General features: G+C 34.6%; 20 protein-coding genes, 1 tRNA gene and 1 other RNA gene. 2 read left to right on the forward strand and 20 right to left on the reverse strand.

Annotation, left to right across the window (positions count from 1 at the left end; genetic code table 11):
• Positions 1-299: 299 nt before the first annotated feature.
• The 18 genes from bioB to HGPG_RS04405 form a co-directional block, all read right to left on the reverse strand.
• Positions 300-1,265: a biotin synthase BioB gene (bioB, locus tag HGPG_RS04320; RefSeq protein WP_019124832.1), complete on the reverse strand. Its 966-nt coding sequence runs from the start codon at positions 1,263-1,265 to the stop codon at positions 300-302.
• A gap of 88 nt (positions 1,266-1,353) precedes the next feature.
• Positions 1,354-1,995: a tRNA (guanosine(46)-N7)-methyltransferase TrmB gene (trmB, locus tag HGPG_RS04325; RefSeq protein WP_019124833.1), complete on the reverse strand. Its 642-nt coding sequence runs from the start codon at positions 1,993-1,995 to the stop codon at positions 1,354-1,356.
• Between the two features lie 123 nt (positions 1,996-2,118).
• Positions 2,119-2,862: a DNA/RNA non-specific endonuclease gene (locus HGPG_RS04330; RefSeq protein WP_019124834.1), complete on the reverse strand. Its 744-nt coding sequence runs from the start codon at positions 2,860-2,862 to the stop codon at positions 2,119-2,121.
• Between the two features lie 112 nt (positions 2,863-2,974).
• On the reverse strand, positions 2,975-3,496 hold the full coding sequence (locus HGPG_RS04335) for a HutD family protein (RefSeq protein WP_019124835.1): 522 nt from the start codon (positions 3,494-3,496) through the stop codon (positions 2,975-2,977).
• Entirely contained in the window at positions 3,497-4,513 is a 1,017-nt protein-coding gene (gene fni / locus HGPG_RS04340) for a type 2 isopentenyl-diphosphate Delta-isomerase (RefSeq protein ID WP_019124836.1), read from the reverse strand.
• Between the two features lie 45 nt (positions 4,514-4,558).
• A complete protein-coding gene (locus HGPG_RS04345) occupies positions 4,559-5,527 on the reverse strand; it encodes a gluconeogenesis factor YvcK family protein (RefSeq protein ID WP_019124837.1) in 969 nt (322 codons plus the stop codon).
• Positions 5,512-6,378, reverse strand: a complete 867-nt coding sequence (rapZ, locus tag HGPG_RS04350) for an RNase adapter RapZ (RefSeq protein ID WP_019124838.1) — start codon at positions 6,376-6,378, stop codon at positions 5,512-5,514. The genes HGPG_RS04345 and rapZ overlap by 16 nt, the downstream gene beginning before the upstream one ends.
• 12 nt (positions 6,379-6,390) lie before the next feature.
• Positions 6,391-7,284 carry a UDP-N-acetylmuramate dehydrogenase gene (gene murB / locus HGPG_RS04355; protein ID WP_019124839.1) on the reverse strand — a complete coding sequence of 298 codons (894 nt, stop codon included), beginning with the start codon at positions 7,282-7,284 and terminating at the stop codon, positions 6,391-6,393.
• Between the two features lie 134 nt (positions 7,285-7,418).
• The gene (locus HGPG_RS04360; RefSeq protein WP_019124840.1) at positions 7,419-8,279 is read right to left on the reverse strand and encodes a MerR family transcriptional regulator; all 861 of its coding nucleotides are present in this window, start codon (positions 8,277-8,279) and stop codon (positions 7,419-7,421) included.
• A gap of 100 nt (positions 8,280-8,379) precedes the next feature.
• Positions 8,380-8,862 (reverse strand): ferritin, encoded by a 483-nt coding sequence (locus HGPG_RS04365; protein WP_019124841.1) that lies wholly within the window; start codon positions 8,860-8,862, stop codon positions 8,380-8,382.
• Positions 8,863-8,959: 97 nt separating this feature from the next.
• On the reverse strand, positions 8,960-11,062 hold the full coding sequence (locus tag HGPG_RS04370; protein WP_019124842.1) for an alpha/beta hydrolase family protein: 2,103 nt from the start codon (positions 11,060-11,062) through the stop codon (positions 8,960-8,962).
• Positions 11,063-11,089: 27 nt separating this feature from the next.
• On the reverse strand, positions 11,090-11,983 hold the full coding sequence (locus HGPG_RS04375) for a PSP1 domain-containing protein (protein WP_019124843.1): 894 nt from the start codon (positions 11,981-11,983) through the stop codon (positions 11,090-11,092).
• Positions 11,980-12,918: a DNA polymerase III subunit gene (locus HGPG_RS04380; protein ID WP_019124844.1), complete on the reverse strand. Its 939-nt coding sequence runs from the start codon at positions 12,916-12,918 to the stop codon at positions 11,980-11,982. Before HGPG_RS04380 ends, HGPG_RS04375 begins: the two co-directional genes overlap by 4 nt.
• Positions 12,918-13,208: a cyclic-di-AMP receptor gene (locus HGPG_RS04385; protein ID WP_019124845.1), complete on the reverse strand. Its 291-nt coding sequence runs from the start codon at positions 13,206-13,208 to the stop codon at positions 12,918-12,920. The genes HGPG_RS04380 and HGPG_RS04385 overlap by 1 nt, the downstream gene beginning before the upstream one ends.
• Before the next feature lie 8 nt (positions 13,209-13,216).
• On the reverse strand, positions 13,217-13,543 hold the full coding sequence (locus tag HGPG_RS04390) for a cyclic-di-AMP receptor (RefSeq protein ID WP_019124846.1): 327 nt from the start codon (positions 13,541-13,543) through the stop codon (positions 13,217-13,219).
• A complete protein-coding gene (gene tmk, locus HGPG_RS04395; protein ID WP_019124847.1) occupies positions 13,540-14,148 on the reverse strand; it encodes a dTMP kinase in 609 nt (202 codons plus the stop codon). The genes HGPG_RS04390 and tmk overlap by 4 nt, the downstream gene beginning before the upstream one ends.
• Complete coding sequence (locus HGPG_RS04400) at positions 14,145-15,497, reverse strand: aminotransferase class I/II-fold pyridoxal phosphate-dependent enzyme (protein ID WP_019124848.1); 1,353 nt, start codon at positions 15,495-15,497, stop codon at positions 14,145-14,147. The genes tmk and HGPG_RS04400 overlap by 4 nt, the downstream gene beginning before the upstream one ends.
• 52 nt (positions 15,498-15,549) lie before the next feature.
• Entirely contained in the window at positions 15,550-16,536 is a 987-nt protein-coding gene (locus HGPG_RS04405) for a biotin--[acetyl-CoA-carboxylase] ligase (RefSeq protein ID WP_019124849.1), read from the reverse strand.
• 59 nt (positions 16,537-16,595) lie between these two features.
• Between HGPG_RS04405 and HGPG_RS04410 the strand changes: the two genes are divergently transcribed.
• Positions 16,596-16,685, forward strand: a tRNA-Ser gene (locus HGPG_RS04410).
• A gap of 3 nt (positions 16,686-16,688) precedes the next feature.
• An RNA gene (ffs, locus tag HGPG_RS10075) (signal recognition particle sRNA large type) lies at positions 16,689-16,953 on the forward strand.
• A gap of 17 nt (positions 16,954-16,970) precedes the next feature.
• Here the strand turns inward: ffs and HGPG_RS04415 are convergent.
• Together HGPG_RS04415 and ispE are read right to left on the reverse strand one after the other, a co-directional pair.
• Positions 16,971-17,711: a hypothetical protein gene (locus tag HGPG_RS04415; protein ID WP_019124850.1), complete on the reverse strand. Its 741-nt coding sequence runs from the start codon at positions 17,709-17,711 to the stop codon at positions 16,971-16,973.
• Positions 17,698-18,543, reverse strand: a complete 846-nt coding sequence (ispE, locus tag HGPG_RS04420) for a 4-(cytidine 5'-diphospho)-2-C-methyl-D-erythritol kinase (protein WP_019124851.1) — start codon at positions 18,541-18,543, stop codon at positions 17,698-17,700. The genes HGPG_RS04415 and ispE overlap by 14 nt, the downstream gene beginning before the upstream one ends.
• Positions 18,544-18,654: the final 111 nt, after the last annotated feature.

The following is an 18,654-nucleotide window of genomic DNA, read 5'->3' on the forward strand; positions in this document are numbered from 1 at the left end:
TCGCTACTTTTTTAAGTAGCTTATTTATTGTACTCTTGTAAATTATTTTTGTCAAGCTTTTTTTACAATTTTTTAAATTGTTTTTTACTCGACCTTTACAAAAGCCACGCTGTCTCTATGAGGCAACTATTATAGTTTAGCATCTCACAAAGTCAATGTCAACTGCTTTTTAAGATTTTTTTAATTTATATTTATTCTTTTTTAAAAAAATAACAGCTGCATTTGTTACAGCTGTTTTATATTACTATTTTTATCTTTCTTTGTCAAGTATTTTTTAATAAATATTTTGATGAATTTCTTTACACTGCTTTTACAGTATAGTCTAGTTTTTTAAATCTTTCCATGTCTTCTTCTATGCTTGCTCCCTTTGTTGTTAGGAGAACTCCAGATATTGCTGCGTTCGCTCCTGACTTAAAGGCTGATAAGCCAAATTCTTCCATTAAAGATCTTCCTCCAGCTAGTCTTATTAGTGCCTTGGGAAGTATAAATCTAAAGCTTGCACAAGTTCTATTTACTTCTTCCATGGAAAGGGGCTCGTTGTTTTCTAGAGGTGTGTTTTTTATTGGGTTTAAGAGGTTTACTGGGACTGAGTGTACACCAAGCTCTCTTAGTTGTAGTGCCATGTCAATTCTATCTGTAAAGTCTTCGCCAAGACCAATTAGACCGCCGGAACAAATTTCCATTCCTGCTTTTTGAGCTGCCTTTATTGTATTGATCTTTTGGTCATAAGTGTGAGTTGTGCATATTTCTGGGAAGAAGTTCCTTGATGTTTCTAGGTTATTATGGATTCTTGTTATGCCTGCATCCTTTAATTTTTCAAAGGATTCTTCAGAGATTATTCCTCCTGATATGCAGACTTTCATTTCTGGTGCTTTTTCATGAATTTTTCTAGTTATGCTACAGATTTTGTCAATGTCTTTTGCTGTAAGTCCCTTGCCACTAGCTACCATTGAGTATCTAGGTATGCCTCTTTCGTATTTGTCTAAGGCATCCTTTACAATTGTCTCTTCATCTAAGAGGTCATATTCTTTTATATGTGTGTTGTAGTGGGCTGATTGCGCACAAAATTTGCAGTTCTCGGAACATTTTCCACTTTTTGCATTTATAATAGTACAGACATCAAAGTCATTGCCACAAAAATATTCTCTAAGTTCATCTGCTGCCTTAGTCAAAGTTTCATAATCGCCCTTATATAATTCTATGGCTTCATCTCTTGTTACAGAGTAACCATTTTTTACTTTTTCTTTCAATTCAATAATATCCATGTCTTCAACTCCTGAAGTAATTATATATTTCCCATGGTTTATTGTCAATCAAAAGTATATTTTAGTTAACATTAGAAGCTCTTAAATTTTAGTCCCTATAGTATTCAAAGACGCCAAATTTTATTTTTTGGTTTAATTTTCTAAACTTTCTCTCGTATTCTGTGACTATATTTTCTGGATATTCTTCTAGTTTCATGTCAAATTCTTCCACTAGCGTTGAGAAGCCGCAGTCATTAAAGTAGTCCAAACTTTCCTCAAAAAGTTCTAAGTCATCAGTCTTAAAGTATATTTGTGATTTTGGCTTTAAAATGACCTTATACTTTTCTAAAAATCTTGGGAAAGTCAGCCTTCTCTTCTTGTGCTTTAACTTTGGCCAAGGATTACAAAAGTTGATATAAATTCTACTTATCTCATTTTTGTCGAAATAATCCAAAATATTTTCCGCATTAATTGGCATTGCCCTCACATTTGTAAGCTCTTCATCTAGGATCTTTCGAGTGGCATAAATTAGTGCATTAGTTTCAATGTCTACCATTATATAATTAATATCTTTATTTCTCTTTGCTGATTCTATAGTAAAAGTGCCCTTGCCTGCGCCAATTTCAAGATAAATGGGATTGTCGTTGCCAAAAATCTCGCTCCATCTTCCCTTATTTTCTTCACCATTAAAGAAAACATAAGGATTTTCGCGCATTTCAGGGATTGCAAAATGTTTTTTTCTAAGCCTCATATTACTCTCCTTTTTTAGCTTTAAGCATTATAACACAAGTTGAGTAAGAGTCAACAAGTCTTGTGATTTTTATTTAAAATTTATCTCAAAAAAATAAAAGCCAAGTCGGCTTTTACATTTAGCTTATTTATTGAAGAAATTGCCCCTATCAAGGCTAGTCCTTCCCGTTTTATAATCAATCTTCACGCCTTCTTCAATATTTCTCACAAAAACTCTAAAGTTTATCTTTTTGCCACCATCCTCAATGCTGTAGGCCTCCATAATTACACCTCTTGCCACTAACTCCTCATCAATAAAAATTGGCGTAACCCTGTATCTCACCTTTTTGCCAGTATCCCTAATATAAGTTGCCACAGAATTTTCAAAGGGCAGCATCCCCTTGGCATTAAAAGACCTGGTGCCCGTCATGAGATTTTTCCAGTTATCATTTTCACCAGTAAGTTGATAGGCAATGAGGTGACACCTGTTGTAGACAGCTCCACCCTCAACAAAATCATAAAACCTTTGATGCCAACCAGTGGGATAGACCTTTGAAATGTCACCCCTGGGCTTTCTTGGCAGGGAGTCAGGACCAATAAGAGCATTGGCAGGACCAACCCTGTTTAACCTATCCAAGTCTGAATAAATTTCAAAGTCTGGACCCATTTTCAAATCATCAGGAGAAAACTGTGGCGGATTTTTATCTATTTTATAGTAGGGACTTTTCTCAGTGACCTCATAATTATTACCAAAAATATTTTCAATTTTATTTAAAAAGCTATTGTTATACTTATTTTTGCCAGGGCTCAAAGGATCTTGACTTAATAAAAATCCAAGGGCAATAACAAAAATAAGAGCAAGCACTTTTAAATTTCTATTTCTTTTCAACAATTCCACAACCTTTTAGCAGCTATAAATTTATCACTATTTACTATTATATAGGATTTAAAATAAAAAAACTCCCTACTTTTTAAGTAAGGAGATCATCTTCTAAATAATATTAAAATTCGCAAATTATTATTTTGCCAAGGCCTTCTATGTTAATCTTTTCTTTTTCAAGATATACTGCTGAGAATTTTTCAAATTCTTTTCCCTCTACTTTTAAGTCAGCATCGTAATTAAATATCACTGCACGAGACTTTGCCTCGAATTCAAAGTTATTGATGTTAAGGGTGTACATCTTTGCGTCAAGCCCTTTTTTGTAAATCAAATTGAAGTCTCTAACATCGCCAGAGGATTTTGTCTCATCATCGCCATTAAAAAATAAAACTTCATAGGGAGCCAAGACAAATTTTTCGCCAGTTGTTTCTATATTCATGACATTATTTATTGGGGCGATGTATCTGTTAAATCCCTTGTAAGGTGTGTAGTTTGAAACTTTTTCATTGCAAGTTGCAGTGGAAATTCTAAAATCAAAGTTTTTTTCGCCAACACTTGCGCCTTCCGGATAAATAAAGACTTCTGTTGTTACTCCTGCTGACCATTTTGAATCTTTAAAGTCATCTTTTTTTATAAATTTCATTTAATCACCTAATAAATCCTTTAATTTTCCAGTGACTTTGTAGTCAACTTTTTTAAGTTCTTCTATATTTTTGACACCTGAAAGCATCATTAGCATCTTAGTCTTTTCGATTAGTCCTTCAATGTATTTTAATGTGTATTCATAACCGCCGTGAACAATGTAAGATAAGATTTCGCCGCTAATTGCTGTCATTGATGCTCCTGCTGCTAGGCTCTTAACTATGTCCATGGAGTTTTTTACGCCGCCAGCAGAAATTATATAGAGGTCTTTTAGCTTTAGTCTATCTGCTTCAATTAAGGATAGGGCAGTTGGTATTCCCCAAGAAAATAAATCTGATATATCTGAATTTGGGTCTCTAAGATTTTCTATTTCAAAAAAGTTTGTGCCACCGTAGCCTGATATATCCACATATCTAACGCCGATGTCATATAGTTTTTTTACTGTTTTTGGTGACATGCCAAAGCCAACTTCTTTTACTATAACTGGCACTTCAGATTTTTTTACTATTTCTTCTACATTTTTAAGTATGCCACAAAAGTTTCTCTCGCCTTCAACTTGCACAAGTTCTTGAGCAGGATTTAGGTGGATTTGAATTGCATCGGCAGACAAAAATTCTACAGCTTTTTTTGCATCTTCAACTGTGGAAAATCCATTTAAGTTTGAAATTACAATGCCATCTTTAATTATTTCCCTTACAATTTCAAAGGATTTTCTTGAATCTTCATCTTCAAGAGCAATTGCCTGTGAGCCAACAGCCATAGGCAAATCAAATTCCTTTGCCACATTGGCAAGATCTCTATTTATTTCCTCTGAAAGATCGCTGCCACCAGTCATGGCATTAATCATAAGTGGGAAGTTTACTTTTTTATTTAAAAAATTTACGCTTGTATCAATTTCGTCGTAATCTATTTCTGGAATAGAGTCATTATACAAAAAGATATCAGAAAAAAGTGTATCGCCAACATAAGTTGTGCGAAGAAAATTTTCTATATGCTCTGTCTTTCTATATTTCCTCATTGCATCCTCCTTTAACAAGTAAATCATATCATTTTATAAATTTTTTTACAATAAGGCCTCTTTAAAAATACTTGCTCCAATTTTATCGCCGTCATGCCTGATGAAGCCATCCTTTATGTCGATAAATTCGCCCTCTGTAAGCTTTACATTTTTCTCCTTAAAATAAGCTCTGTCTTCATGGCTTACAAAAATTGGAAGGGACTCATCCTTATTGTAATAATTTTCATAGACATCATGGCTTGCCCTAAAATCGTTGGCAATGACTTCGTCTATAAATTCATAATCTGTGTGTTTTAAAATTGCATCAAAGTGGTCCCTAAGGGAATAATTTTTTGTCTCCCCCTTTTGGGTCATGGCATTGGCAATGTAAATCACATGTGCCCTTGTGTCTCTTAGGGCTTCATTTATTCCTGCTATTAAAAAATTTGGAATAATAGAAGTGTAAAGGGAGCCTGGACCAATTATAACTATGTCGGCATCTAAGATTGCCTTTAAGGCATCATCATTTGCCCTTGGATAATGAGGAATCATGCTCATTTTTTCTATTCTCGTATTTAATCTATAACACATCTTTGGAATGTAGGACTCGCCAACCACCTTGTCCTTGGAGGCAAATTCTGCAACGAGATGGGTTTCATCTAAGGTTACTGGTATGATTTTTCCTGTGACATTAAAGACGCTGCTCATTTCTATTAGAGCCCTGTCAAAAGACCCAAAAATATCTGTTAAGGCAGCGATTAAAATATTTCCCACATTTTGGTTTTTTAAGGTCCCTGAATTAAATCTGTAGTTTAAGAGTTCCTTTAAGGTTTCATCAGTGTTTGATAGGGCAATTAGACATCTCCTGGCATCACCTGGTGGGAGAATATTTAATTCCTTTCTGAGGATGCCGCTGCCGCCACCGTCATCGGACATGGAGACCACAGCAGAAATGTCCTTTGTGTAATTTTTTAGCCCACGCAAAATAGTGGAGATTCCTGTACCTCCACCAAGGACTGCTATCTTTTTTTCCATAAATTTTTCTCCATATCTCTGTGAGTGACATAAGTGGACTTGTATTCTTCTTTGAGAAGTCTGCCAATCTCTTCGGCAATAGTCACTGACCTGTGAAAACCACCAGTGCAACCAATGCCAATAGTCAAAACTCTCTTTTGCTCTGCCATATAATTGGGAATCAAAAATTTAAGCAAATCAATGGTCTTGTCAATAAAGGTCCTTGTCACATCCCACTTCATCACATAATTTTTGACTTCTTCAGTCTTTCCATTTAAATCTTTTAGCTCCTTGATATAAAAAGGATTTGGCAAAAATCTCACATCAAAGACAAGGTCGGCATCCATTAAAATTCCGCTCTTGTAACCAAAACTTGTAACTTCAATGGCAAAATTGTCCTTCTCATCATAGGAAACAAAGGCCATAAGTTGGGTCCTCAAATTTTTTGTGGAAAGCCCACTTGTGTCAATGACAAAATCAGCATTGTCCTTTACCTTAGATAGGGTCTCTTCCTCAAACTTGTAGCCCTCAACTATGGAGGAATTCATGGGGTGAGGGCGTCTTAGCTCCTTATACCTTGCCACAATAGTTTCCATGTCGGCGTAGAGAAATAGAAGTCTTGTCTTTACATTCATTCCCTTTAAATCTTCATAGCTAGAGAAAAAGGAATTGAAAAACTCGCCACTTCTTAAGTCTACAACGACAGCAACCTTATCAAAATTTTTGCTCTTGGCATCAAGTGCCATCTCGCAAAACTTTGGAAGAAGAGCAGGCGCAAGATTGTCCATGGCATAATAGCCCAAGTCTTCAAAAACATCTAGGGCATAGGACTTGCCTGAGCCACTCATTCCAGTAATAATTATAAGTTCCATAAAATCACCAAATTAATCTCCAATAATTTTAACTTCTCTCTCTAAATTTACGCCAAACTTGTCATGGACAACCTTTTGCACAATCTCAATAGTTTCAAGGACATCACTTGCCGTGGCCTTATTTTTATTTACAACAAAGCCGCAGTGTTTCTCGCTAATGCCTGCCCCCTTGTGAGTAAAGCCCCTAAGACCTGAGTCGTCAATTAATTTTCCGGCAAAATATCCAGTGGGCCTCTTAAAGGTAGAGCCAGCAGAAGGCATATCGAGAGGTTGCTTTTCAGCTCGTCTTCGGTCAAATTCCTCGTACTTTTCCCTTATTTCATCCTTATTTCCTTGACTTAAAGAAAAAGTCGCGCCGAGGACAATTAAATCTCTCTCTTGCACAAGAGAATGCCTGTAAGAAAAATTCATATCTTGGCAGGGCACTTCTATCACTTCATAATTTTCGTCTAAAAGTCTCACGCTCTTAATGACATTTTTCATCTCTCCATCATAGGCACCAGCATTCATGACAACACCGCCGCCAAGAGAACCTGGTATGCCGTGGGCAAACTCAAGTCCAGTAAGAGAATTTTCCATGGCAAACTCGCTGACTTTCTTTAGGCTGGCACCTGCTCCTCCATAAATTTCTGTGTCAGAGATTTTTTTCACTTCATTTAATTTATTTTTAAGCTTAATAATAATTCCATCAAAGCCCCTGTCCCTCACAATAATATTTGTGCAATTGCCAAGGATATAAAAATTATAATTATTTTCTTTAATTTCTTTTAAAATTTCAATGAGGGACTCCTCGTCCTTTGGTTTTATGAGAAGCTTAGCCGGTCCACCTACGCAAAAGGAAGTGTGGTTTGTCATGGGCTCGTCATAAAAAAAATCTCCCAAATTTTCATTTATATTAAATTTCATATAACACCTCGAAATATTATTACCATAATTATATCATTAAAGGCGATAAATATTAACTTCTCTATTATTTAAAAAAATATAATAAAAAACTCCATTCTCTTAGTAAAAGAATAGAGTTTAATGTTCTTTTAAATTTAGTTTTCCTTAAAATCCACTTGCCTTAAAAACTTTTCATTGCTTTCTAAAAGTTTTTTGTAATAGTCATCATAGGCTGGGCTCATTTTTCTAATTAGCGGTAAGGCCACTTCATAATAATTATTTTTTATCATATAATTTTTTATCTTGTCCCTAATTGTTTTTAGTGGACTATTTTTATACTCATGGCTTTCCAAAAATTTTTCATAGGCTTTTATATTATTTTCATTTTCCCTTAGCCAGTCTTCAAAACTATAAGCTGCCTTGATTTTTTCACTGTTTATTTTTTCCAAGTCTTCATTTTTAAAATCACTAGTCAAATTTTCTATATAACTCTTTTCCTCTTCTGTAAAATCAATTTCGGGAAGACTGTCCAAAAAATTTACATATTCGTTAAAGGCTTCCTCTTCATCTTCTTTTAATTTTTCTTTTAAAAAGGGCTTATAAGTCATAAAGAAAGCTTGACCAAAATATCCTGGGAAAATTCTTGTAAGTTTCTCGTAAATGCTCTCTTCCTTTTCCAAAGTATTTAATTCATCAGTGATTTCCTTTAAATCATCGCTCCTAATTATTCTTTCAAGCAAATTCTTTTTATTTTTTTCTAGTTCAATTTTATAGTCTCGGTCCCTTAAAATTTTTCCAATTTCTTTGTTATTAGAATCTAAAATATTTTTAATTTCACTTATACTTAGTCCAAGTCTTCTATAAATGGAAATTTTTATAAGTCTATTAAGGTCTTCTTCTGAATAATTTCTGTAATTATTTTCCTCAATGACTGGCGAAATCAACTCCTTCTCTTCATAATATAAAATTGCCTTTCGCCTAAGTCCAGTAATTTTTTCTACTTCGCTTCTCTTCATAATCCACCTCCACTTATAGTCTAAGCCTGTCCCTTGGGTTCAAGTCAATATAAGTTTATAAAAAAAAAGATACCCTGTAGGGTATCTCAATTTCATTTTTTTATCTTCTGCCAAGTTCTGCGTCGTAGATATAAAGTCCAGCCCAGCTTTCGTTGATTCTTTCAAGTCTTTCGATAATTCCTCTGAAGTTATCTTCTTCTTCAACTTGTTCGTCAACATACCATTGTAGAAGTGAAGTTACTCTGTGGTCTTTTTCTTCTACTGAAAGTTCATAAAGATCGTTAATTCTTCTTGTAACTTCTTGTTCATGTTCATAAGCTGTCTTGAAAGTTTCTGTGAATGTTCCAAATTCAACTTCTGGTTTTTCAATTGCTTCAAGTTCTGGTCTAACATCTATTTCAAATAAAAATTGTCTTAATTTTTCTGCGTGTGCAAATTCTTCTTCGGCTTGTTTGTTAAAGAAGTGAGCGAATCCGTCCATTCCCTTATCTTTTACATAGTTTGCCATTGAATAATAAATATATCCTGAAGATACTTCAAAATTGTATTGTTCGTTTAATCCCTTTATTAATTTACTTTCCATAATAAAAAACCTCCTGTGATTTTATTTATAAATTTACTAAGCTATGAGCTTTGTTTCTCATAATTCTATGTTACCCGTAAAATTATTTTTAAAACAATTAATTTGAAATCCCTAAATTATCTATTGAGATTTCTATATTATCCATGAACTTAAACTCAATTTTATTTATTTCATCTAAATTTAAGTCCTTATTTTTATTTTTGAAATCTTCCAGTGGAATTAAAACTGTCTGTGGCACAAACCTGTCTACAAAATCATCAGTTAGATAGTCAGTCTTGTAGATAAAAGCTTTTGTCATGGGGCTTAAAATTTTATACTTGGATGCATTTAATGAGGCTGCATTGCCCCAAGTGTCTTGAATTTCTATTCTTACTGCATCTCTTTTATCCTCATAAGTTAAATTTTCCATGTCAAATTGCAAAAACTTTCCACCTGGAATTTTTTCTGTCAACCTAATTCCATAGCTTGAATCTTTTTTTGCCTTCATAAAAACTGCTGTTGTATTTGAGTCGCTTTCGCCATAGTCGTGGCTGTCTTCATAAATTTCATTTAAGCCATTAAAATTTATTATTCCGCCCTCTACTGATGTTGTTGTCAAATCATAATCTTCTTCAAAGTCTGCAATTTTATAAAAGCTTGAGTCCATATATCTAGAATAGTAATTTGTCTTTGGAAGGTCCTCATAATTATTTGGTCCCTCCCTAAAAATTTCTCTGTTGTAAGTTTTTCCAAAGGCATTTTCCAAAAAGTTTAAGCTGTAAATTGATAAAATTTCCCTTTGGTCATCTCCATCAAGTAGCTCTTTTCTATTTAGGAAAAATCCCTCTGCTGGGTCTAAGTCAAAGTCGCCCCAAAGTGAATTGAAGTTGCCATGATTGCCATAGGCAAAATAAAGAGCTGCCTTAAAATTGTCCCTCTCTCCAGAAAAAATTACATTGTCATAGAGGAGCATGCCCTCGAAGCCATCAACATCGGCGTCGTTACTGCCGCCAATTGTGAGGTAATCTACATCTCTTAAAATTATGCTCTTGTCTGAAGGCTCATATTGATCGTAAGTCGGTGCAACAGTTATTATTCCCTTGATGTTAAACTTATATTGGTGAGAAATATTTCCATCGTCGGGATGAAGGTTTAGCTGGTTAAAATTATAGGCAATGGCTGCTGCTTCTCCGCCACGAGAGTGACCAAGGAGAGCTATGTTTTCTGGGTCGAATTTGTTGTAAAGTTCGCTATCTTTAACCTTATTTCTTGATAAAATATTTTTTATATTTTCAAGTAAGAGGACTGCCCTAGCGTCATTTTCATTTGAAAGGCCAAACTTAAAAAATCCATTTAACATATTTTCATCAACTGATACCATGGCAATACCCCTCTTTGCAAGGTAGTTGCCTAGGTAGTCGTAGCCCAAATAATTTTTTGTTGTAAATCTGTGGTTGCCATGAAGGACAAATAAAACTGGAGCCCTATCTAAATCCTTTGGTGCATAAACCCTTCCCTTGACCTCTGTCTCCCTTAGGGTCTTTCCGAAAAATTTGTCCCTAACTTTTTTTGTCCTGCCCCTGTATCTTACAAAGTCCCGTAGGTCCACTGGCTTTCCCCTATAGTCAATCACTTCTACTTCATACTTTTCTGGCTTTGAGGCAATTTTATTTTTTCCCACGCCTAAATCATAAATTTCTCCACTGTCAAAGCCTGGGAAGACCATAAAATAAATTGAAGCCCCAAGGATAATTGTGGTCGGAAGTAAAAATATTAGTGCCTTTTTCCTCTTATTTTTCCCAAAGGAAATTAAGGATTTTGCAAAGGCGACTATGACAATAAAGGCTGCCCCTATAAAAATTATTTCAAAATAATCTATGTCCACATTATAAAGACACTCATCATAAAAATATTTTATTCCATAGATGAGTAGGGCGTAGATGGCTAAATTTTTTGTCCTAATTCTCTTTAAGAGTAGAAAGACAAATTTAAGCAAAAAGCCTGCCATAATATAAAAAATAAAAAATAGAAGGACAAAAATTATGAAGGCTAGAATTTTAGGCACCTTAAAATCTTCTATGTAATAATAAAAAAATGTGGCAGAAAATAAAGACATTATCGCCACAATTATATAGGCAAAACCACTTGCCCTTCCAAAATGTTTTTTGAAAAAACTATTTATTTTGTTTGATATTTTTATTAAAAAATTATTTATTTTCATAATAAGGGGATAAGCCCAAACTTATCCCTAATCCCTCTCTAATTCTACAAGTTCACTTTCGTCGTACTCTTCAACATTAAGTGACTTGGATTCATTTATAAAAGTTTTGTTAAACTCGCGAGTTCTCTTTATTTCATCAAGTTCAAGATAGACAATTTCCTTTTCGTCATCCACTTCATACATTACCTTTACAAGCTCTTGTATTGTGTAAGTTGAGACAACTGTTGCCTTGCCCCTATCTGTCCTTACAATTTCGCCTTCTCTTGGCATTTTCTTGTTGATGCATTCGTAGCCATCTTGTTCATATTTTAAACAGCACATAAGTCTGCCACAGATGCCAGAAATTTTTGTAGGGTTTAAGCTAAGGTTTTGGTCCTTTGCCATTTTTATTGACACAGGAGAAAATTCACTTAAAAATGTGGAGCAACAAGTTGGTCTGCCGCAGCAGCCTAGACCTCCAACAAACTTTGCTTGGTCGCGAACTCCAATTTGTCTAAGCTCAATTCTTGTCTTAAAAATTGAGGCAAGATCTCTTACCAATTCTCTAAAGTCAACTCTTCCATCAGCTGTGAAGTAAAATAATAATTTTGAGCGGTCAAAAGTGTACTCACATGAAATTAATTTCATGTCCAGACCATGCTCTTCCACCTTTTGCTCACAAATTATAATTGCTTCCTTGGCCTTATTTCTATTTTCCACATTGATATTTTTATCTTCTTGGTTGGCAAGACGAATAACAGGCTTTAATTCACCCTTAATACTTTCTTCATCTATTTCCTTTAAAAGTTCCACTGCGCCAAACTCAAGTCCACGCACAGTTTCCACTATTACATAATCTCCAATTTTTATATCTATATCAACGGGATCAAAATAATAGATTTTGCCAGTTCTCTTGAACCTAATTCCAGCTATTTCTATCATCTAACTCCCCCTAATTCCATTAAAAGTGTTTCTACATTTAAATCAAAATTTATATTTTTTTCATTGCGAACAAGGGCATTTATAATTGCATCATAGGATTTTATAGCCCTATCCACACTTATATTTTCTAATTTTAACAAGTCAATTTTATCTGTATTTACAATTTTTTCTTCTCTGCCGCTTTTCAAATAAATTAAATCCAAATACCAAGTCAGCATAAAATTTAGAATTTCTGCAAAGTCTTCTCGATTGTCCTTAAAAAAAGTAAATTCATCAAAAATAAATTCAGTATTTCTAATAATTTTATCAAGAACCTTTATTAGGTCCTCTCTCCTTGACAAAAGTTCTGGGTCTTCAGAATATTTAAGGGCAAGGCTGATATTTCCATTGGAAAGGCGAGAAAAAAGCCTTGCATTTTTTTCTGTAATATTTTTCTTCTTTAAAAAATCTTCTATTCTATCTCCAGTGACATCAGAAAATTTTAAAACCCTGCACCTGGAAATAATTGTTGGAAGAATTTTTTTCATGGTACTTGAAATTAAAATTAAAATCAAGTAGTCCATGGGCTCTTCCAAGGTTTTCAAAAGTGCATTTTGCCCCTCCACTGTAACCTTGTCGAAGTCGTCTATAATTACAATTTTGTGGCTGCCACTGTAGGGCTTGGAAAAAGAATTTTCAATAATTTCTTCTATTTCTTCTTTTTTTATATTGCCCTGGTTTTTAACAATATAAAGATCGGCATCTTCATAGTCATCTATGCCACTAAAAAATCTAAGAGCCTCGCTGTCATCTTTTAAAATAGCCCTGGCAAAATTTTTTGCGTGAGAAAATTTGCCAATGCCTCTTGAACCACAAAAAAGATAGGCGTGGCTGTAAGACTTGTTGACTAAATCCCCTTCCAAGCTATTTATAATTTCTCTATTTTCTAAAAACATTAAATTCTCTTAGACTCTTCCAAGTCAACGACAAAAATTGTGGCCCCAGAAACCTTAAAGTCTCCCTTTTCTATGTGAATATCTTCAGGCTCAGTTAGGTCTTTAAAGATTCCATAAATTTTATCAAGCTCACTTTCTTCGCAGCCCAACAAAAGTGTTGTGTTTCCAGATTTGAAAAAACCGCCCGTAGAAGAAAGTCTTGTAACATATATATCTTCGTCTAAAAATCTATCAATTATTGCATCTGTGTACTTTTCTTGTACTATTGCTATCATCATTTTCGTATTCATAATATCACCTAAAACTTTTTAAAATCAAATACATCTATGACAAAAATTGTCGCTCCGCCAACTTTTACAGTGATTGGCACAGGAATCATGGCTTGACCAGGAATATTTATGGGCTGAATAGTTCTCTTAACTTCTCTAGTCCTTGAGTTTTCTTCCAAAATTCCCATAAACCTGTCCTTTTCATCATCTTCAATACCTGAAAGAAGTGTAACGTTTCCAGATTTCAAAAATCCACCAGTGGAACTTATTTTTGTAACTTTAAAATCGTTTTTATTGAGGATTTTTACTAAATTATCGCTATCCTCGTCTTGAACTATTGCGATTATAAGTTTCACACAATCATCCTTTCTTTGAGAACTTTCATGCAGTCGCAAAAAACTTCTTCAATGCTTTTATTTACATCTATAAAATAATAATTGTCTTCTTTGCCTAAATTGTTGTAGTAGTCGCGAACTTTTTTGTGAAATTCGTCAGGCTCTCTTTCAAGTCTGTCGTAAGAAGACTGGTCCTTCCTGTGTAGAGTAACTCCACTGCTCCTAAAGATAAATACCACATCGGGTTTTAGCTTTCCCGTTGCAAAATTATTTATGGAAAGAATGTCATCTAGGTCTTGTCCCCTGGCATAGCCTTGGTAGGCAAGAGAGGAAAGGACATACCTTTCGCAGAGAACTATGGCTCCCTCCTCTAGGGCGGGAATTATTTTTTCGTAAGTATGTTGAGCCCTGGATGCAGAATATAAAAGGGCTTCTGTCCTCATGTCCATTTCCCTTAAATCTTTATCAAGAATAAGATCTCTAATTTTTTCAGAAATTCTCGTTCCGCCAGGCTCTCTGGTCTTTATAGTTTTTATATTATTCTTTAAAAGTTCTTCATAAACTAAATTGCAAATTGTTGATTTTCCAGACCCGTCAGGTCCTTCAAATGTAATAAATGCACTCATTTAACTACCTCAATTTTATCTTCACAAAGTCCAATTACTTCTATTCCTTCACTTAAAAATCTGTCAATATTTTCTATCATTTTATGGTCAATAATTTCGCCAAAAGTCACAAGAGGCACTCCTGGTGGATAGGCTCCAATAATTTCCTTGGAAATCCTGCCAGAGGCTTCTCTATAAGAAATATATTCCCCCTGACATAAGTTGGCTTCTCTCGGAGTCATTGCCATCTTTGGAATTTCAAATTTAAAGGGCAAGATTTTCTTAAAATCATAATTATCGTAGGATAAAATTGCATCCCTTAACTTTTCTATCTCATCTTTAGTATTTATTGGTGAAATTATAGCAAGAGCATAATAGAGATCTCCCATCTCAAGCCTTATATTTTTATTTTTTAAAAAATCTTCAAGAACCTCTTCGCCACTCATGCCCCCAATTCTAAATAAAAATTTCATGGGGTCATTGGCTACTATAGACTCGTGACTTAAATCTATCTTATAATTTATGGCCCTCTTTAAATTTTCAAGGTCTCTAGTCCTCTTTTCAAGCTCGCATCTTCCCACTTCATCCATATATTTTAAGCCAGCCTCAATAGAAATCATAAATAAGTAGGAGGGCGATGTGGAATTATAAATATTTACATATTTTAAAAGTTCTTGGTGAGAAAATCTGTCTGTCCCCCTGTGAATTAGAGCAGTCTGTGTCAGTGATGGAATCATCTTGTGAGTTGAATTTATAACTAAGTCTGCACCAGCATCTAGGGCTGAATATTTTTTTAAATCTGAAAAATAAAGGTGGGCGCCATGAGCTTCATCAACTATGACTCCTATGTCCTTGTCGTGAAGAATTTTTACAAGTTCTTTTAACTTTAAAATTCCGCCAAAATAATTTGGGCTAACTAGGACGCAGGCTGCAATATTATTTTTTTCTATTTTATCAAGAAGTTCTTCTTCATCGATGCCAAAATACAGGGCGCGATCTTCGTCATAAATTGTATTTAAGTAAATCGGCTCTAAATCATTTAAGAGAAGGGCATTGTAAATGGACTTGTGGGCATTTCTCTGAATTAAAATTTTATCCTTTGGTCTTGTCGCCATGGCTATGGCAATGTGAAGGGCACCAGTTGATCCATTTGTCGTAATAAAGGACTCCTTTGAGCCAAATAATTTTTTTATCTCTCTGTGTAGGTCCTCTATTGCTCCTCTTGGCTTTAAAAGATTATCTGTGCCTAAAATTTCCGTCAAATCATTTTTTATGTCCAAGTCAAAAAAGTCCTTGCCCTTGTGACCTGGCATGCCAAAAGAAATTAAATTTTTTACTTTATCCACTTCATTTTTCAAAGGGGTCTTCATCTTTTCTCCTCAACTTCCTTTAATTATACTATAATTTAAAGGCATTTAAAAGTTAGCCCTTTTTATAAAAATCTCCCTTAATAGAAACTTCGCCACTGGAAAGAGTGAGCCTTTCGCTGCCAGTGTCTACAATTAAATTGCCCTTGTCGTTAATGTCCACTCCCTTGGCAGAATATTTTTTGCCATTTAATACAAAGGAAAGGTCCCTTCCAATTACTAGGGAGTGTTTTTTGTAGTAGTCAATTATTTCCTTATCACTTTTTACATAATTATTTTCATAAAAGGCATTTAAGACGCAGGATAAAATTTCATTTCTTATGACATCAGTGCCAATATAGCCTGCAATGTCCTTTAAATCTTTGAAACTGTCGTCCCTTGGCTTATTTACATTAATTCCAATGCCTACGATGACAGACTTTACGCTTCTGGACTCAAAGTCTGCATCAAGTTCAGATAAAATTCCACAAATTTTTTTGCCCTTTAAAAACAAATCATTTACCCATTTTATCTCTGCTTGCTTGCCTGTAGACTCCTTAATTCCCTCTGCAACGGCTACGGCAGCCTTAACTGTAGTTAAGTCAAAGTAAGAAAAATCGTAGGAGTCCTTGGGGTGAAGGATTATGCTAAAGTAAACTCCACTTCCCTTAGGTGATGTGAAGCTCTTGCCAGTTCTTCCTCGTCCACCCTTTTGCATGTCAGCTACAATTACAGTAAAATCTTTGACATCACTAGAATAAAGTCTCCTCTTTGCTTCTGTGTTTGTGGAATCAATTTCGTCATAAATAACTATATCAATGTCCTTTAATTCATCTCGAAGACCCTTTCTTATGCCTTCGTCAGATAATTTGTCGTCACTTTCTACAAGTTTGTAGCCCAATTTTGTCTGTGATTCAATTTGAAATCCACTTTCCTTTAAAGAATTAATAGCCTTCCAAATTGCAGTTCTTGAAATATTTAATCTTTCTGCCAACTCTTGACCAGAAATATAATTTGCCCTATTTCTTTCTAATTCTCTTAATACAATATCCTTTGTTTTCAATATATCACCTTATTCTTGACATTTTTGTAAATCTACTGTAAAATAATTTTCTAGGCTATGGAGAGATGTCCGAGAGGCTGAAGGAGCCCGCCTGGAAAGCGAGTATACATGAAAATGTATCGGGGGTTCGAATCCCCCTCTCTCCGCCATCGCCATGCTAAGCGGGAAATTAGCGATGTCCTGTACCTGCGATTCGCTACAGCAGGGCTGAATTCCCATTCGAGGACTTTAATTTTGCAGTCTGCCCCTTATAAGTGGTGTTGATGATTGGGTCCTGCGCAACAGAAACTTATGAACCGTGTCAGGTCTTGATCGAAGCAGCACTAAGTAAGATCTTTTGTGTGCCGCAAGGGTCGCCTGGTTTGAGCTAACTGTAAGGGTAACGTGTGAGGTTAACTTTCGACAATGGGTGCATGGCTACATATTAGTCCCATTTATTTGGGACTTTTTTTATTGCCCTTTTTTAAAAAATTGGAGACATTTAAAAGTTCTTCATCCTTTAAAACTTTCTTTTCCCTCAAATATTTTTCTGCCCTGGAATAAAATCCCCTCTTTGAGCCAGTCACATAAAAATAATCTCTTATATAATTTTCCTTTTTGTAGTCATAATCTTCTAAAATGGCATCAGTATTCGAAAAAATTTCAATATTACTAGACTTATCGGCAAAATATTTTTTGAAAAAATCTTTTTTTAGATGAAGACCACTGGAAGCCAAAAAGATTAAATCGTACTTCCTAAAATCTTCGTCAGAAAAGTATTCATCAGAGATCATTCTTACTATTTCATCAGCAAGACCATCGTTACAAGCATTAATAAGTAGGGGCAGGCTCAAGTACGATACAGGAGAATCTGTGAAGTCTCCTAAAGTTTTTTCAGCTGAAGTAAGCTCTGTCCCTAGGCACAAAATTCTCTTATCCTTTAAATGTTTCTTAAGGGCTTTTTCTCCAAAGTCTGCCCTCTCATCATCCTTAAAATAATTTATGGCATCAAAGTCCATGACATAAATCTTTTTATCTTTTTTAAAAAATTTTTCCAAAAATTCTATTCTTGCGTTTACAGCTTCCCTCTTGTAAAGTCCATAGTATTCAAACCTGTCATCAACATAATAATTTAAATAATCTCTATGGGCTTCATAAAGTCCAACTATGCCGGGACCTGTGTCAAAAACTGCCAAAGCCTTCACCTACTCTCACTTTATATGTATACTTATAAATTTTTTTAAAATAATCATAAGCCTCTTCCAAGGATTTTTCATCTGCAAAGATGCCAAAAATTGTGGCGCCACTTCCGCTCATAAGAGGAGCCGAATTAAAGGCTCTTAATTTATTTTTTATATCCAATAAATCTGGGTGCAAAGAAAAAACTACATCTTCCATTTTATTTCTAAGATAAAAGTTTAATTTTTCTATGTCTAGATCATAGAGACCCTCTAGAATTTTAGAAAAATCAATTCTTTCCTTGTCAATTTTTATTTTTTGGTAGACTTCCTTAGTGGAGACGCCGTAGCCGGGGTTTATGATTAAAACATGATCAAGCTCTATTGGGTCTACTCCTTCTAATATGTCTCCTATTCCCTTTGCAATTTTACTTCCGCCAGTCATCATATATGTAAAATCTGCTCCAAGACCCCCTGCCATCTCAATTAGTTCAGCTCTTGGAATATTTATCTTGTAAAGGTCATTTAAGGCGTAAAGGCAAGCTGCTCCATTGGAAGTTCCCCCAGCAAGGCCTGCGGCAATGGGAATTTTCTTTTTGATTTCAACCTTAAAGGGAAGGTCGTAACCCACCTTGTTTTTTAAAAGTTCATAGGCCTTATAAATTAAATTGCTTTTTAAGTCAAAGGAAAATTCTGGTATTATTTCTAGTCTCTCGCTTTTAGAAAAAATCATCTCGTCACATAAATCTGTCATGACCATTAAGGTTTTTATGTCGTGGTATCCATTTTCTCTCTTGCCTGTGACATCGAGAGATAAGTTTAACTTGGCATGAGCATTTTTTTTAATCATAATACACCTCAAGTTAATTATAATTCATAATTTATTATTTTGCATCATTGTAAACCCCAGATTTTATATTGATAATAATTTTAATAAAATTTAAATTTGGGCAAAAAAACC

The sequence above is a fragment of the Peptoniphilus grossensis ph5 genome (genome assembly GCF_000311825.1).
GTDB lineage: Bacteria > Bacillota > Clostridia > Tissierellales > Peptoniphilaceae > Peptoniphilus_A > Peptoniphilus_A hominis.